The 14,519-nt window shown below is 50.4% G+C and carries 18 protein-coding genes; 9 read left to right on the top strand and 9 right to left on the bottom strand.

Annotated features, from left to right (window positions below; translation table 11 throughout):
* Positions 1–162 precede the first annotated feature (162 nt).
* Both KNO86_RS06160 and KNO86_RS06155 read left to right on the top strand, forming a co-directional pair.
* Positions 163–1,869 (top strand): methyl-accepting chemotaxis protein, encoded by a 1,707-nt coding sequence (locus KNO86_RS06160; protein ID WP_353047683.1) that lies wholly within the window; start codon positions 163–165, stop codon positions 1,867–1,869.
* A 119-nt stretch (positions 1,870–1,988) separates the two neighbouring features.
* Positions 1,989–2,738 (top strand): SDR family NAD(P)-dependent oxidoreductase, encoded by a 750-nt coding sequence (locus KNO86_RS06155; RefSeq protein ID WP_074036282.1) that lies wholly within the window; start codon positions 1,989–1,991, stop codon positions 2,736–2,738.
* A gap of 35 nt (positions 2,739–2,773) precedes the next feature.
* Here the strand turns inward: KNO86_RS06155 and KNO86_RS06150 are convergent, their stop codons facing one another.
* Entirely contained in the window at positions 2,774–3,649 is an 876-nt protein-coding gene (locus KNO86_RS06150; RefSeq protein WP_214694124.1) for a tetratricopeptide repeat protein, read from the bottom strand.
* Positions 3,650–3,767: 118 nt separating this feature from the next.
* Between KNO86_RS06150 and KNO86_RS06145 the strand changes: the two genes are divergently transcribed.
* Positions 3,768–3,992 (top strand): YobA family protein, encoded by a 225-nt coding sequence (locus KNO86_RS06145; RefSeq protein ID WP_214694122.1) that lies wholly within the window; start codon positions 3,768–3,770, stop codon positions 3,990–3,992.
* A gap of 19 nt (positions 3,993–4,011) precedes the next feature.
* Positions 4,012–4,176 carry a hypothetical protein gene (locus tag KNO86_RS06140; RefSeq protein WP_214694121.1) on the top strand — a complete coding sequence of 55 codons (165 nt, stop codon included), beginning with the start codon at positions 4,012–4,014 and terminating at the stop codon, positions 4,174–4,176.
* Between the two features lie 11 nt (positions 4,177–4,187).
* Here the strand turns inward: KNO86_RS06140 and KNO86_RS06135 are convergent, their stop codons facing one another.
* Positions 4,188–5,378 carry a S1 family serine peptidase gene (locus KNO86_RS06135; RefSeq protein WP_214694119.1) on the bottom strand — a complete coding sequence of 397 codons (1,191 nt, stop codon included), beginning with the start codon at positions 5,376–5,378 and terminating at the stop codon, positions 4,188–4,190.
* Between the two features lie 159 nt (positions 5,379–5,537).
* Here KNO86_RS06135 and KNO86_RS06130 point away from each other — a divergent pair, with 159 nt between their 5' ends.
* On the top strand, positions 5,538–6,668 hold the full coding sequence (locus KNO86_RS06130; protein ID WP_214694117.1) for an AI-2E family transporter: 1,131 nt from the start codon (positions 5,538–5,540) through the stop codon (positions 6,666–6,668).
* Positions 6,669–6,767: 99 nt separating this feature from the next.
* Positions 6,768–7,328 carry an AAA family ATPase gene (locus tag KNO86_RS06125; RefSeq protein ID WP_214694116.1) on the top strand — a complete coding sequence of 187 codons (561 nt, stop codon included), beginning with the start codon at positions 6,768–6,770 and terminating at the stop codon, positions 7,326–7,328.
* A gap of 34 nt (positions 7,329–7,362) precedes the next feature.
* Here the strand turns inward: KNO86_RS06125 and KNO86_RS06120 are convergent, their stop codons facing one another.
* The 5 genes from KNO86_RS06120 to KNO86_RS06100 are packed head-to-tail and all read right to left on the bottom strand — an operon-like array spanning position 7,363 to position 11,305.
* On the bottom strand, positions 7,363–8,082 hold the full coding sequence (locus tag KNO86_RS06120) for a carbohydrate deacetylase (protein ID WP_251126943.1): 720 nt from the start codon (positions 8,080–8,082) through the stop codon (positions 7,363–7,365).
* Complete coding sequence (locus KNO86_RS06115) at positions 8,051–8,344, bottom strand: PTS sugar transporter subunit IIB (protein WP_214694114.1); 294 nt, start codon at positions 8,342–8,344, stop codon at positions 8,051–8,053. The genes KNO86_RS06120 and KNO86_RS06115 overlap by 32 nt, the downstream gene beginning before the upstream one ends.
* Positions 8,341–8,640 carry a PTS sugar transporter subunit IIA gene (locus KNO86_RS06110; RefSeq protein ID WP_214695105.1) on the bottom strand — a complete coding sequence of 100 codons (300 nt, stop codon included), beginning with the start codon at positions 8,638–8,640 and terminating at the stop codon, positions 8,341–8,343. The genes KNO86_RS06115 and KNO86_RS06110 overlap by 4 nt, the downstream gene beginning before the upstream one ends.
* Positions 8,641–8,669: 29 nt before the next feature.
* Positions 8,670–9,989, bottom strand: coding sequence for a PTS sugar transporter subunit IIC (locus KNO86_RS06105; protein WP_214694113.1), 1,320 nt, complete (start codon positions 9,987–9,989; stop codon positions 8,670–8,672).
* Positions 9,986–11,305 (bottom strand): 6-phospho-beta-glucosidase, encoded by a 1,320-nt coding sequence (locus KNO86_RS06100; RefSeq protein ID WP_214694111.1) that lies wholly within the window; start codon positions 11,303–11,305, stop codon positions 9,986–9,988. The genes KNO86_RS06105 and KNO86_RS06100 overlap by 4 nt, the downstream gene beginning before the upstream one ends.
* A gap of 174 nt (positions 11,306–11,479) precedes the next feature.
* Here KNO86_RS06100 and KNO86_RS06095 point away from each other — a divergent pair, with 174 nt between their 5' ends.
* Positions 11,480–12,196 carry a GntR family transcriptional regulator gene (locus KNO86_RS06095; RefSeq protein WP_214694104.1) on the top strand — a complete coding sequence of 239 codons (717 nt, stop codon included), beginning with the start codon at positions 11,480–11,482 and terminating at the stop codon, positions 12,194–12,196.
* Positions 12,197–12,414: 218 nt separating this feature from the next.
* On the opposite strand, the gene KNO86_RS06090 is transcribed toward KNO86_RS06095, so the two are convergent.
* Together KNO86_RS06090 and relB are read right to left on the bottom strand one after the other, a co-directional pair.
* Positions 12,415–12,684: a type II toxin-antitoxin system RelE family toxin gene (locus tag KNO86_RS06090; RefSeq protein ID WP_159562856.1), complete on the bottom strand. Its 270-nt coding sequence runs from the start codon at positions 12,682–12,684 to the stop codon at positions 12,415–12,417.
* The gene (relB, locus tag KNO86_RS06085; RefSeq protein ID WP_214694103.1) at positions 12,681–12,905 is read right to left on the bottom strand and encodes a type II toxin-antitoxin system RelB family antitoxin; all 225 of its coding nucleotides are present in this window, start codon (positions 12,903–12,905) and stop codon (positions 12,681–12,683) included. The genes KNO86_RS06090 and relB overlap by 4 nt, the downstream gene beginning before the upstream one ends.
* Positions 12,906–13,047: 142 nt before the next feature.
* Here relB and KNO86_RS06080 point away from each other — a divergent pair, with 142 nt between their 5' ends.
* Positions 13,048–13,749, top strand: coding sequence for an ABC transporter ATP-binding protein (locus KNO86_RS06080; RefSeq protein WP_214694101.1), 702 nt, complete (start codon positions 13,048–13,050; stop codon positions 13,747–13,749).
* Complete coding sequence (locus tag KNO86_RS06075) at positions 13,749–14,516, top strand: ABC transporter permease (RefSeq protein WP_074035973.1); 768 nt, start codon at positions 13,749–13,751, stop codon at positions 14,514–14,516. The genes KNO86_RS06080 and KNO86_RS06075 overlap by 1 nt, the downstream gene beginning before the upstream one ends.
* The last annotated feature ends 3 nt before the right edge of the window (positions 14,517–14,519 follow it).

Here is a 14,519-nt window from a genome sequence, read left to right as displayed (position 1 = left end):
TATGTCTGGTTCTTTTTTTGCTGTCTTTTCGAAAGGTAGGTCAATGCATTTATGAATTTCAAATTGTTGGTACAAATTAGGGTGTGATGTCCGATATAGAAAAGGCAGTACTTAAACAAAAAGAGAAAAAGAGGTGGAAGAGGAGAAGACTCCTCGTAAGTCGTGAAAACAGTATTCAACAAATGGACGTTGTCCAAAAAAATTATGGCGAGCATCGGATTGCTCCTCATCTTGACGTTCGTCGGGATGGGATACAACCTTTGGACGCTTGAACGCATGACGAGTCAGTATGAGCAGATGATCTCAAACGATGTCATGAAAATGAAAGCAGCGGACGATTTGGCGCTCGGAATGGTACGTCAAGCATATGGAGTCCGTGGTTATGTCTTAGTTCAGGATGATGAACGCAAACAACAAATTATCCAAGGTGGAGAAGAAAAGAAAACGGCCATCGAATCATTGATTGAACTCGCAGACAATGAAGCTGAACGGAACGAGTTTGAAGCATTGCTGGAATATGCGACCGGATACGATGTACTCGCGACACAAGCAATCACCGCCATCGATGCGAATGACCAAGAGGCAATCGATCGCTTGACGCTCCGCCTCATGCCGGACGTCACAAAGTCGATCTCGTCGACAGGAGAGGCGCTTCAAGCTGAAACGGAGAAAGACATGTTGGCGATGCAAGCGGAACTCCAACAGGCGGGTGAGCGTGCTTTCTTGTATTCGATTGTCATCGCCATCGTGAGTGTTGTGTTGATGGTTGGGGCCGGGTACGCGATCAGTCGAATGGTGACGGCACCGTTACGCTTTTTAGCGAAAGAAGTGGCCGTGGTCGCAGAAGGTGATCTGACACGTGCAGACCTCGAGGCACTCACACAAGATGAAATCGGACAGTTGATGACCGGCTTCAACCGAATGAAAGGAAACTTGCGCGAATTGATTGACCGTGTCACACAAAACGCACAAGAAATCACAGCACAATCTGAAGAGCTGTATGCGAGCACAGAAGAGATGGCGTCACAGACGGAAGAGACGACTCGCCTCATCGACCGGGTCGTGGAAGAAACGGTCGCCCAGGCGAAAGAAGCGAGTGATTCAGCGCGGTCCGTGGCAGCTGCGGACGAAGGCATCGGTCAAATCGCCGGTTCAATCGGTTCGATTGATGATGATGTGTCACAAAGTTTGAAACTCGCTGAAGAAGGTGGAGCGACGATGACGCAGGCGAAAGACGAGGTGCGTGCGCTTGAGCGAGAGACACGTCTCACTGGAGAGTCGATTTCGGCATTGAAACAACAGTCGGATGAGATCGCCCTCATCACAGAAGTCATCCAATCGATCACCGATCAGACGAACTTGTTGGCGCTGAACGCGGCCATCGAAGCGGCACGTGCCGGCGAACAAGGAAAAGGATTCGCGGTCGTCGCAGAAGAAGTGCGTAAACTCGCGGAGCAGTCGAAACAATCGGCGACACAAATCGCTGGGCTGATTGAGTCGATTCAGGCGCAATCGAATGCCGTCCTCGACCAACACGTCGTCAGTGCTAAGCGTGTCGAAACGAATTCAAAGTTACTTGAACAAGCGACACGTGCGTTCGAACAGATTGTCCGTCAACTCGAGACGTCGGTCGATAACACATCGCACATCCGCATCGCGTCAAGCGAGATTGCGAAGACGATGAAGCAAGTCGCGACATCCTCTCTTCAAATGTCACAAGACAGTGAAGCGATGGCCGGAACGATGCGTTCGGTCGGAGAAACTTCTGACGCACAACTTGCGATGATTCAAGAATTGAACGGCGTCGCCGAGTCACTCGGAAATATGACGAGCGACTTACAGACATTGATTGGTAAGTTCACAACATAATGTGAGGGAAGTCCTGTCTCTTCGGAGTCAGGACTTTTTTTCATTCACATCGAGACGATTCATGAAGCAGAAAGTAGGGAAATGAAAACAGGGTAAACGAAAAAAAGGGAGTGGATCACATGAAATATACCGTCATTACAGGAGCAAGTTCAGGAATTGGCTATGAGACAGCGAAGCTGCTCGCTGAAAAAGGAAAGTCACTCGTCCTCGTCGCGAGACGAAAAGATGAGCTCGAATCGCTGCGAGACGAAATCAAATCGATCTCGTCAGAAAGTGACGTCATCATCAAATCGACGGACCTCTCATACAGTGAGAACGTATATGGTCTATATGAATCACTCGCCGACCTTGATATCGAGACGTGGATCAACAATGCCGGCTTCGGAGACGCAGACCTCATCAAAGATGTCGATTTAGGCAAGATTGAGAATATGATTCGCCTGAATATTGAGGCGCTCACGGTCTTGTCGAGTCTATACGTCCGCGACTACCACGATGTTGAGGGAGCACAGCTCTTGAACGTGTCGTCTGTCGGTGGCTATCGCATCGTGCCAAACTCGGTCACGTATTGTGCGACGAAGTTTTACGTGAGTGCTTATACGGAAGGGCTCGCACAAGAATTGATGAATAGTGGCGCGAAGCTTCGGGCGAAAGTGCTCGCACCGGCTGCGACCGAGACGAGCTTTGCCGACCGGGCACGCGATACGGAAGGATTCGACTATAGTGAGAACGTGGCGAAATATCATACGGCACGCGAAATGGCTGAGTTCTTGTATGACCTTCTCGAAGGGGATGAAGTCGTCGGGATTGTCGATCCAGAGGACTATTCGTTCAGTTTACGCGGACCGATTAAACCGTACGCCGGATAACCTAAAAAATCACGCCATTTTGTGGCGTGATTTTTTCATGACATCGGGACAGTGTAGCCACCTGTGAAGCGGTGTGTCAGGCGGCGTGTCCAATAACGCATCCGAAGGCGCAATACATAAAACTGTGACGTGTTCGGGAGAATGACGTTGTTCACATAATCCGCAAACATGTGGCGGAACGTCCGGTCTTCACTGCGGTCATATGTGGCACTCCACATCCCGTGGTTCTCGACTTCGAGGAGCATCCAAATCATCTCTTCGGTGAGCGGGTCCTCGTCTTCAAGTCCGGCGGAGAGGGAAGCGAAACGTTGACTGCAGATGGCGGCATATAGAGAATGGGCATGCGAGTCATGCGGATTGGCCGTCAAATAGCCGCTCGCCGTTTTCATCAGTTCATCGACCATCTCGATTGGAATATCGTCAAATACTTGGAAAAACTCGAGAAGCATCGGGACGGTATCCGGTCCGAGTCCGGCAAGGCGGACGTAATGCATGACGTGAAGGCCGGCCTCTCCGTAGAACTTCCGCTCGAAGTAATGAATGGCGATGGCACGGTGCATGAGCGGAACGTCAGGATAGCGTTCGACACCTCGGAGGAAATGCTGCTCCGCCTCGAACGTGAAGCCCGTATCTTCGCTGACAATCCCGTTCAGCATGTGAAGGATAAAGTGGTCACCGAGTTCGCTTGCTCGATCGAGCCACTCCTTTGCCTTTGCGGTGTTCCCTTCACGAATATACGGATAGGCGCGCATCGCAGGAAAGAATGGATCTTCTGGGAAAGCCGTCTCGCCACGTGTCGCAAGTGCCGTAATTGCTTCTGTGTTATACGCATCTGTTAATTCTGCGAGGAGCATCATCTCAAGAAACGTGCGTTGGAAGTCTGGGCTGTGTAAATCGATGGTGTGCGTCATGTGATCTCCTCCTCACGAATATAGGTGTGGCTTTATTATACTTGTTCTCGAAACGTGGGAGTAGCATCTTTTTGAAAAACGGGAAATGGAAAGTAAGGCATGAAAAGGAGGGGAGGACATGGCGACGTTCACAGGTTATATCGCAGAAGTGATGGAAAGGAAGATCCGGGTCGCTCCGTCACGGGTGGCAGAACCATTCGACGGCATCGTGTTTCACCTAGAGGAACCATTTCCTGAAGAAACACCACTTCTTGTCGGTCAATATGTAAGAGTCGAGCACGATGAACGGATGACGCGTTCCCTGCCGCCGCAGACGACGGCGCATCGCATCGATGTGTTATGATGAGGACGAGGTGAACCATATGGGACAACGTAATTTTTTGTGGCTCGGAGCCGTGATTGGATTCAGTGCCCTCGTCGTCTGGTTATTGCAAGACGCGCTGCCGTTTTGGGCGTTATCCATCTTGCTCCTCGGACTCGGGGCCGTGCTCGGTAATTTGCAACGACGATTCACGCAAGACAAATGACAAGCACACCATCATTCGGATGGTGTGCTTGTGTCGTTTTCTTCACCATTTTCTTCTTCCACCACATCTTCTTCCGTGACCGGGTCGTCCTCGACGATGGAGTCGTCTTCACCATCTGGTTCAAGTGTGGTCGGTTCCTCCGGCTCAACTGGCTCCTCAGGTTCGACCGGCTCCTCGGGTTCAGCAGGCACTTCTGGTTCTGTCACCGGAGGGTCATCCTCGATCGGCTCTTCCGTTTCCGGTGGATCAACTGGTTCTGCTGGCTCTGTAGGTGGTTCTGTTGGTTCTTCAGGAGTGACTTCAGGTGTAGCTGGTTCGGTCTCTTCTGCTACCACCTCTTCCTCGACGTTCTCTTCAGCAGGTGCTTCCGGTTCAGTCGCTGGCGGTAGTTCAGGCTCTGTCTCTGGAACGCTTGGAGCTTCTGGGATGACGACCGGTTCTTCTGTCAAATCAGGTCGGATCGGCTCGACCGGTGCGAGTTCGACCGGTGGTGGCGCGGCTACGTCTGAATCGATCAACGTACGGAGATCTCGTTCGAACAAGGCGGTCGGTAAGGCAATCCCTCGTAAATGAATCGCGACGACCCGACCGGATGCTGAAAGGAGCGGACTGCCATACGCATGACGTGGCAATTCAAAGTTTCGGATGTAGCCGTTCTCTGCGAATGTGACCGTACCATTCATGCGTTCCTTCATGGTCAATGTGATAAGGTTTTCATCTTCTGCGGCGATGGCTTGCGTCAGCAAGAACGGTGTTTTGTCGGTTTCTTCGATGCGAATGACGGCAATGAAACTCGTACGACCGACGACTGTTCCGGAGACGGCCTGTCCGTCATGGTACATGATGATGTTCGTCAAGCCGGCTACGTTCGAGGCCGCAGTGACGACGTCGCGGGAGCTGACCAAAAAGCCGGTCCCGTAACTGACGGTAAAGAGGCTGTCCTGTAACGTATCGAAGTCGGCGGTCGTTGCTTCGTCAGCAGAAACGGTATCCTCACCAATCGGTAAGTCGACCTGATCGGCGAGCGAGTCGGTCGAACGCAACATATCCGTGAAATAGGCGTTTCCAATGAAAGCGGCAAAAGCGATGAGTGCAATGGCGAGCGGGGTGACGAGTAACCAAATTGTGCGACGTGAGCGGCGGCCACACGTCGGACAGACCGTTTTCGATCGTGTCTTCTTTCCGCAGTGGGGACAAGTCACGGGGGCACCTTCTTTCTAAAAAGTTCGATGTTATGCTTATTCCTTCAATTGGAAAGAGGTAAACAAATATTTTGGAAGGTGTTTTATTAAAAATTGTAAGGGAGTGCTTTTTTGAAAACGGGGAAAAATAGGTATACTTCGGACGAAAGGAGGCACGTCATGCAACCCTTCTGGCTCACCCCAGCCTTTCGTAACGGGATTTGGGTGTTGCTCGTTCTCACGATTATTTTTATGTTGAATCAAGTCGAATTTATTTTCTATCCACTCGGTATTTTCTTCGCTACGGTATTGACCCCATTTCTCATTGCGGGCGTTTTGTTCTATCTCACTGTCGGTTTCGTTGATTGGTTAGAGGTGAAGTTGAAACGTCGGTCGTTTGCGATTCTTATCATTCTCCTGTTGCTCTTGCTCATCATGGTCTTATTTGTCATTACGCTCGGTCCCATCATTACCCGACAACTCTTCGCATTACTCGATGCTTTTCCTCGAGTGGCGGAAGCGAGTTATCGACAACTGGTCAGTCTCTATAGAAATTTAGAAGAGTATGCCTGGTTCCAGGAATATATCAATCAAAACGAAACCTCGATTGATACGTGGATTCGTCAATTGACGGATACGATGGGAATGGTCATCGGGAATGTCGCAGGTTCACTAGGGCGGGTCCTTGCTTTCATCATCTCGGGATTGTTCACCCTGTTTATTGCTTTGTTCTTATATGTGTTTATGTTGATTGACGGTGGGAAATTGGCGAGCGCGATTGTTCGCTGGATTCCAGAAGCCTATGAACAAGACGCTCGGCAAATTCTTCGGGATATGCACCAAACAATCAAACGTTACGTTCGGGCCCAGTTGATCGTCTGTACGTTCGTCGGCTTCTTTGCGACGATTGCGCTCTGGTTACTCGATGTCCCGTTCTTCTTGCCGCTCGGTATCTTTATTTTTGCTACGAATATCATTCCTTATTTCGGTCCTTTTCTCGGGGCCGCTCCAGCTGTTTTGATCGCGTTCATCGATGAACCGGTCAAAGCGATCTATGTCATCATCGCGATTACCATCATCCAACAAGTAGATGCCAATGTCATCTCTCCTCTTGTACAAGGGAAATCGTTACGGGTCCATCCCATCACAATCACCTTGGTCTTACTCGTCGCAGGTCGATTAGCCGGTATTGTAGGTATGTTGCTTGCTGTTCCTTTCTACGCCGTGTTAAAAGTCACATTTCTTAATCTTCAAAAGCTGTATCGGTTGCGTAAATCGTCGAAACAACCAATTAATCGGTCGGTCAAATGATTCTTTTCGATCATTCCGTGGAAAATTTGATCAATCGTATGATTTTCTATATCTATTTTAGTATGATGAACAAAATGATTCAGCGCAGGGGGAGATTCAATGAAGTTCATCATCTTATTCGGTCCGCAAGCCGTCGGTAAAATGACCGTCGGACAGGCACTCGCCGACCGGACCGGGCTCAAATTATTCCATAACCATATGACGATCGACCTTGTCGGACCGTTCTTCAATTACGGCACGGCAGAAGGGAAACGACTTGTTCAACACTTTCGCCAAGAACTATTCGAAGCGGTCGCCAAGAGTGATCTACCCGGCATGATTTTCACGTTCGTCTGGGCGTTTGACATGCAGGAGGACTGGGATTACGTGAAAAACGTGACGGATTTGTTCGAATCACATGGGGCGGACATCTATTATGTCGAGCTCGAGGCAGAGATGGAGGAGCGGCTCGCGCGCAATACGACGGAGAACCGCCTCACCCATAAACCGTCGAAGCGTGACATCGCCTGGTCCGAGGCGGAACTGAAACAGACGGCGACGATGTATCGCTTGAACTCGCGTCCAGGGGAAATGGATGTCGAGCATTATCTTCGTATCGATAACACGAATCTAAGTCCGGAAGAGACAGCGACGCAGATTCAACGAGCGTTTGACCTATGAAAAAGCGGGTCCCCAACAAGGGAACCCGCTTTTATCATGCCCACCAATCGGGGCGCTGATAGTCGACCAACACCTGTTTTTCGAGGAGGCGTGGCACAAGGTAAGAGGTGATGCTCGGAAGATGATAGTCGATGTCGGCCGGATGAACCATCACTTCGATGGACCCTCCAGGTTCGATGGCGTCGAGCGTCGCATGGGAGACACCGTCCGCGTAAAATTGATCACTGAACCGTTCGGTCACCCACAAGTCCCGGCGCGACCCGAGCGTCGTTAAGGCCCGAAACGTCGTGTCAAATTCTTCAGCGAGACGAATGATGACGTCATGCAGGACCGGCCAACCGTGAACATGGTGATGACTGTCGAGATGGTCGAGCGGGAGACCTGTCGCAAGAAACGCCTCGATTTGGGCTTTCCACTCGAGATAGACGAGCTCTGGATCAGGTGGTGTCTCGGTCAAAAAACGGCTCGTGTAGCGGAACGTGCCGTCTTCTTTTGTAAGGGGCGCACTCGTGTCGGCGAGCGGTTTGCCCCATGACAAGACGAGATGGACCCCGACGCGGAGCGACGGATGTTGTTTTGCAAGTCTGACCGCTTCCTCGACGGCATACCCGTTCATGATCATCGTCGCCGAATTGACGATTCCATTCAGATGGCTCTCCAAGGTGCCGGCGTTCACACCTGTCGTCAATCCGAAATCATCAGCGTTGACCAAGACGAACGTCTTAGGCATTGACGAGACCGAGTGCCTGGTCAAGGACGAGGTCACCTTTCATCATCCCGTACGCCATATTGTCGATGACCGCTACCGGTACGTCGACGGACGATTTGATTTTCCCTTCAAGGTAACGGACTTGTGGTCCAATCAAGATGACGTCGACGTTCGTCTGTTCTTTCAAACGAGACTCGGGGATGGCGTCAATCGACGCGTCGATTCCACGATTCGCAGCTTCTTTCCGCATTTTTTCCACTAAGATCGATGTCGACATACCTGCCGAGCAGACGAGTAAGATGTTCATGTTGTTTCCTCCAATCGATTCAAACGGGTGATCATGTCAATCATTTCGACAGCGAGTTCTTTCACCGTCATCGCCGTCATGAGATGGTCTTGGGCGTGGACGAGGAGGACGCTCATATCGCTCGTCGTCCCCCGTGCTTCTTCTTGTAACAATTCTGTCTGTAATTTATGTGCGTCTAGAAAAGCCGTATCGGCTTCTTTTAATTTGGCTGTCGCCTCGTCCGCTTCACCGCGTTTTGCCGCAGCGATGGCTTCGAATGCCGACGAACGGGCATTGCCGGCGTGCAAAATAATCATAAACGAGAGTTCTTGAATCGTTTCGGTTTTCACGAAATCTTTTCTCCTTCCTCAGTTGCAGCTTTGTTTTTGTTAATTTCGGCTGTCATCGCTCTTGCTCCTGCCATGACGAATGGAATATACATCGCAGTCGCAATCGACAAGTTGACGATTTGAAGCAAGACACCACGGACGCTACCGCCAGTGACGAGGTATCCGCTGATGATCGGTGGAGTCGTCCAAGGAACGATGGCGACCGTCTTCGGAACCATCCCTGTCGAGAGGGCGACGTACGAGATAATCGTGAGCGTGACCGGCACTAAGATGAACGGTACGAGCATGATCGGGTTCAATACGATTGGAAGACCGAAGATGACCGGTTCGTTGATGTTAAAGAGACTGGCTGGTGTCGAGAGTTTTGCCACTTGGTGATATGGGTGATTCCGTTGTTTCCGGACGACGATGAAAATCGCGAGCAAGAGCGCGAACGTCGTACCCGATCCACCCATGAAGACGAATGCATCCAAGAACGGTTTTGTGACCGTATATGGCACATCAAACGCTGATGTTCCGGCTTGGAAAGCAGCCAAGTTTTGTTCGATGAGTGGGAGATAGACCGGTTCGATGACCGCGCCGATAATGTTCGTCCCGTGAAGCCCGAAGAACCAAAGGATGTGGTTCAAGAACGCGATGACAAGGGCAGCTGGGAGCGAATCTCCGAAACCTTGGAGCGGTTGTTGAATCGCCTTGAAGATGACTTCAAATACACTGAGCTCGACGACGAGCGTCATGAAAAGCTGGAATCCTGCGACGACTGTCAAGATGATCATCGATGGGATGAGCGCTTGGAACGAACGTGTGACCCCACCTGGTACACCTTCTGGCATCTTGATTGTCAGTTTCGTATTGATGAGATAGCGGAACATTTCCGTGACGGCAATCGATACGATGATGGCGACGAAGAGCCCTTGGGCACCGAGCCAAGCGAAACTAAGACCCCAGTCAGCAGTGACCGGTACGAGCATGATGTATGAGGCGAGCGACAAGATCCCTGCCGCGAGCCCATCAATTCCGTACGAACGGGCCAAGTTATACCCAATGGAGAAAGCAATCAGCAGTCCGAGTATGGCGAAGGACGCGTTCCAAATACTTCCGCCGAGTCCTTGCCAATTTCCTTCGCCGAATAGACTGTTCATCGAGCCGACGAAATCGAGCGAGAGACTACCGATGTTGACAGCAGGGAAGTTGTTAATGAGGACAGCGAGCGACCCGACGATGATGAGTGGCATGACGGAGACGAACCCGTCACGGATGGCGACTAAGTGCCTTTGGGACCCGATACGTCCCGCGATTTCAATAAACTTGTTCATGAATAAACCTCCTTCTTAAATTGGGGTAGGTACGCCTCGTGCGCTGTGAACAGCTCTTTGAGAAGCGGGTCGATCCGTTTCTCGTCTTGGATGAGCGGGTTCATGAGGCAGGCAAGGTAGGCGTCCTCGTAAGAACCGGATACAGCCGCTTGGATGGCGAGCTGTTCAAACGTTTTTAAGTTCGTAATGAGTCCACGAATCGGGAGCGGTAATGTCCCGATTGAGATCGGACGAGGGCCAGACTTCGTGATGACGGCGTTCACTTCGATGACCGCGTCGTCTGGTAAGTCTCGAATCGTTCCGTTGTTGAGCGTGTTGACCGTCTGGATGTCGCCACGGTCATTGTGAATCGAGTCCATCAAATTGCAGGCGGCGTCTGAATAGTAGGCGCCTCCACGTTTTTCAAGCTCTTCCGGTTTGACGGCGAGGTCGACGTCTTTATATTTCTCGAACAACTGCGCCTCGACTTGTTGAACGACTTCGGCACGGGTGCCGTTTTGTTCGTACGCCTCGAGGTCTTTTTTCAACACGTCTTTCGTCTGGAAATAATACTGGTGGTACGGGTTTGGTAACATGCCGAGTGACGATAAGAACGATTCGCTCCATCCGAGACCGACGATGTTCGCTGGCGAGTAATCGTTCCCAGCGTTGAGCGAGGCAAGGACGTCACCCGTCCGATCCACGCCGTCGACCCAGACGTGATGACCGAAGACGAAATGGTTCAATCCGATAAATTCAATCGCGACTTGTTCGACCGGCGTCTCGAGAATCTCTGCGACCGAGTTTCGCATGTTGAACGGGATGTTGCAGACACCGATGACCTTCTTATGAGATGAGTGCTTGAGTACGGCCTCGGTGACGATGCCCGCCGGATTGGTGAAATTGACGAGCCAGGCGTCCGGACAAATCTCGGCGACTTCATTGGCCAAGTCGATTAAGACGGGGATTGTGCGGAACGCTTTGAATAATCCACCTGCGCCGTTCGTCTCTTGTCCGATGAAGCCATGCTTGAGCGGGATGCGTTCATCGAGCGCACGTGCCTTAAGTCCGCCGACCCGAATCTGTGTCGAAACAAAATCTGCGCCGACGAGCGCGGCTTTTCGGTCGAGCGTCCAACTGAGTGCGATCTTGGCATTTGCCTTCTCAATCATCCGTTTTGCGAGACGACCGACAATCTCTAGTTTCTCCCTCCCTTCTTCGATATCGACGAGCACGATCTCCCGAACGGGGAACGATGCTTGCCGATCAATCAATCCTTCGATGATTTCCGGGGTGTAACTAGACCCACCGCCGATGATGACGACCTTGACTGCCATGGTGTCAACTCCTCCTTTTGAAAGCGATTTCTTTTTGTCGTAACAAATATAACAAATAGTACAACTTTCGGCAATATAAAAAATACAAATAATACAATTAGTTTTTTGTATTTGCAATTGTATGCTTGCTGTATCACAATAAAGGAACCAACCTAACGTAAAGGAGATGGAGATATGTCGCAATCGACGCTCCAAACCGCAATCAAGGATGAATTGTTGTCCCGCATCAAAAGTGGGCATTATAAAGAAGGGGAGAAATTTCCGACCGAGTACGCGCTTTGCGAGGAGTTCGATGTGAGCCGAACGACGGTGCGTGGCGCCCTCAATCAGTTGACGACGGAAGGGTATTTGGTCCGTCAACAAGGTCGCGGCACGTTCGTCGCCGGAAAGAAAGTACAACAGACGTTGTCGTATACACCGAACAACTATGCGGCCCAGCTCGCCGTTCAAGGGAAGCGTGGTCAAGTCGCGTTGATCGACATCTCCGTCATCTCGGCATCCGGTCAAATCGCTTCAGTGTTTGAAGCAGAGGACAATGCGCCGATTCAAAAGATTGAGCGGATTCGTCATGCGGACGGGGAACCGACACAGTATGAGGTCTCATTCATCCCGTGGAAGATTGCACCGGGGATCACGAAAGAACAGGCAGAGCATTCGCTCTTCCGAACACTCGCTGAAGTCCATGATGTCCATGTCGCGAAGACGACAGAGGCATTGGAGATTGCCCTTGCTGACGAGAAGGTGAGTACGCTCCTCAACTGTCCACTCGGGTCACCATGTTTTCATATCGAAACCGTGACAGAGGATGAGTCGGGACGAGCGATTGAATATTCACGCTCGTACTTCCGTGGGGACAAGACGAGCTTCGTCATCGAACGGAATTATAACTAACAAAAGCGCTCGACTGTTTCGTATAGAAACGTTCGGGCGCTTTGTTTGTTTCATCTGTAACGAAAAGAATCATGGTCATTTTGAGTGAAAATGACTATGTTTAAGGATAAATGAACATGTTTAAGCACGATAAACATGTTCATTTCGGTCTGAGATGACTATGTTTTGAAAGAAATAATTTAGAAGAGGAGTGGAAGATAAGAAATGAGAAATGGATATTACGAATAGATATCTCTTCGATGTCCAATTTCTAGAATAAGAATGATAATATTTTCATCTTGGATATCAGCGATTAAGCGATAATCTCCGATACGATAGCGCCATTCACCAGAGTGATTTCCAACTAAGCCCTTTCCATGACGTCGTGGGTCATCAGTACCAACTAAATTTTTCTTAATCCATGCCATAATGATTTTTGATTGCTGTGGATCCATTTTCTTTAGCTTCTTTTGAGCGCTGCGCTCGAACAAGACTTGATAAGTCTTCATTCAGCATTCAATTCCTTCATCATATCGTCAAATGAGATGGCTTCAGGTTGTTTTTTATGGACTTTCATTGCTTCGTGATAAAGTTTCAAATCAAGCTCATCTTCTATCCGTTCCAAAACGGCGTCTCTGACAAGTGTGGACAAGGTTAAATTTTTTGTTTTTGCATACTCTCGAATAAGTCTTGCATCTTCTTCATCTAAGCGAACTGAAATAGTTCCCATAAAATCGCCTCCTTTTGTATTACATTGTATTACAAAAGGATAGATTTGTACAGTGAGTAACAGAGTACGTTTGAATGATTTTGCATTCTTGACCACCTCATCCTCTCTTTTTTGTACACTAGAACCAGGAGGCGAGAGAAGCATGTCAATCATTGAATTTAAAGATGTGAGTCATCAAGACATCCTGCACCATGTGTCCGGGACGTTTCGGGAAGGGAGAATCACGACGTTCGTCGGACCGAGCGGCGCCGGCAAGACGACGTGTCTGAAGCATATCAACGGATTGCTGTCACCAGACACAGGCACGATTCTTTTTAAAGGGGAAGATATCGCGGAGATGGACATCCTCGAACTGCGAAAAAAAATCGGGATGGCGTTCCAAAGCGCGCCGATGATTCAAGGGACGGTGTACGACAACTTGAATCTTCCGAAAGCCATCTTCGACGAGACACTCGACCGCGACCGGGCTGCCGAGTTGCTCCATCGCGTCGATTTGAGTGAGGCGCTCCTCGACCAACCCGTCAAATCACTGTCGGGTGGGGAACGAAGTCGGGTCGCCATAGCACGGACGCTCGTCAATAAACCGGACGTGCTCTTGCTCGATGAGATCACGGCGAGCCTCGATTATCGGACGGTGAAAGAGATTGAGCGACTCATCCGAAAACTGCAACAATCGTACGGTGTGACTGTCATCTGGATCACCCATGACTTAGACCAGGCGCGGCGGGTGAGTGACGACATGTGGTTCTTGAAAGACGGGGAACTGCTTGCGTATGGGGACGCATCGTTCATTGATGAATCGGACGATCCGGTCATCCAACAATTCGTCAGGGGGGAAGATTGATGTCATACATTGAACTCGCGACAGCGCTCATCTTCGTCGTCATCCCGCTTGCCTTGACGCTCGTCCTACGACTCGGACTCGAGCGAGATATTATCATTGCGACCGTCCGTTCCATCATTCAACTGCTGATCATCGGCTATATTTTGACGTTCGTCTTTGAGAGCGACAGTCCGATTTTCATGCTGTTGATGATCTTACTCATGATTGTCGCCGCGACACAGAATATCCGACGGAAAGGGGACGGGATTCCAGGCATCATGTGGATTATCGTCTTGACGCTCGTGACGATCGAAGCGCTGACGATGGGTCTCATGCTCGGGCTCGGCATTATCCCGTTTGAACCGGAGAAGGTCATTCCCATCAGCGGGATGGTCATCGGGAACAGCATGGTGTTGTCGCTCCTCTTCCTGAACAAGTTCAAAGACGAGGTCGAGCGGAGTGACGATGTCATCGAACTCATCCTCTCACTCGGCGGGACACCGAAAGTGGCCATCGACCGTAGCTTGAAGAATGCGATTCGCACGAGCATGATCCCGACCGTGGAGGCACAAAAGACGATGGGGCTCGTCCAGCTACCGGGAATGATGAGCGGTCTCATCATCGGTGGGGCTGACCCGATGGAAGCGGTACTGTATCAACTCTTGATTCTGTTCTTAATTTTGACGACTGCTTCCATTTCGGCGACACTCGTCGGTTACTTGGCATATCCGCGTCTGTTTAACGAGAAGATGCAGTACATCGGATTGACCTATCGGAAGGGGAAATGAAGC

Source organism: Exiguobacterium sp. s160, from assembly GCF_018617575.1.
GTDB lineage: Bacteria > Bacillota > Bacilli > Exiguobacteriales > Exiguobacteriaceae > Exiguobacterium > Exiguobacterium aestuarii_A.
This window is presented reverse-complemented; position numbering and strand designations above follow the sequence as displayed.

Excerpts from the sequence above, each read along its gene's own strand:
- KNO86_RS06095 (WP_214694104.1), top strand. The coding sequence starts at position 11,480 with ATGTCGCAATCGACGCTCCAAACCGCAATCAAGGATGAATTGTTGTCC.
- KNO86_RS06145 (WP_214694122.1), top strand. The coding sequence starts at position 3,768 with ATGGCGACGTTCACAGGTTATATCGCAGAAGTGATGGAAAGGAAGATC.
- KNO86_RS06075 (WP_074035973.1), top strand. The coding sequence starts at position 13,749 with ATGTCATACATTGAACTCGCGACAGCGCTCATCTTCGTCGTCATCCCG.
- KNO86_RS06110 (WP_214695105.1), bottom strand. The coding sequence starts at position 8,640 with ATGATTATTTTGCACGCCGGCAATGCCCGTTCGTCGGCATTCGAAGCC.
- KNO86_RS06080 (WP_214694101.1), top strand. The coding sequence starts at position 13,048 with ATGTCAATCATTGAATTTAAAGATGTGAGTCATCAAGACATCCTGCAC.
- relB (WP_214694103.1), bottom strand. The coding sequence starts at position 12,905 with ATGGGAACTATTTCAGTTCGCTTAGATGAAGAAGATGCAAGACTTATT.
- KNO86_RS06155 (WP_074036282.1), top strand. The coding sequence starts at position 1,989 with ATGAAATATACCGTCATTACAGGAGCAAGTTCAGGAATTGGCTATGAG.
- KNO86_RS06115 (WP_214694114.1), bottom strand. The coding sequence starts at position 8,344 with ATGAACATCTTACTCGTCTGCTCGGCAGGTATGTCGACATCGATCTTA.
- KNO86_RS06150 (WP_214694124.1), bottom strand. The coding sequence starts at position 3,649 with ATGACGCACACCATCGATTTACACAGCCCAGACTTCCAACGCACGTTT.
- KNO86_RS06125 (WP_214694116.1), top strand. The coding sequence starts at position 6,768 with ATGAAGTTCATCATCTTATTCGGTCCGCAAGCCGTCGGTAAAATGACC.
- KNO86_RS06090 (WP_159562856.1), bottom strand. The coding sequence starts at position 12,684 with ATGAAGACTTATCAAGTCTTGTTCGAGCGCAGCGCTCAAAAGAAGCTA.
- KNO86_RS06100 (WP_214694111.1), bottom strand. The coding sequence starts at position 11,305 with ATGGCAGTCAAGGTCGTCATCATCGGCGGTGGGTCTAGTTACACCCCG.
- KNO86_RS06130 (WP_214694117.1), top strand. The coding sequence starts at position 5,538 with ATGCAACCCTTCTGGCTCACCCCAGCCTTTCGTAACGGGATTTGGGTG.
- KNO86_RS06105 (WP_214694113.1), bottom strand. The coding sequence starts at position 9,989 with ATGAACAAGTTTATTGAAATCGCGGGACGTATCGGGTCCCAAAGGCAC.
- KNO86_RS06140 (WP_214694121.1), top strand. The coding sequence starts at position 4,012 with ATGGGACAACGTAATTTTTTGTGGCTCGGAGCCGTGATTGGATTCAGT.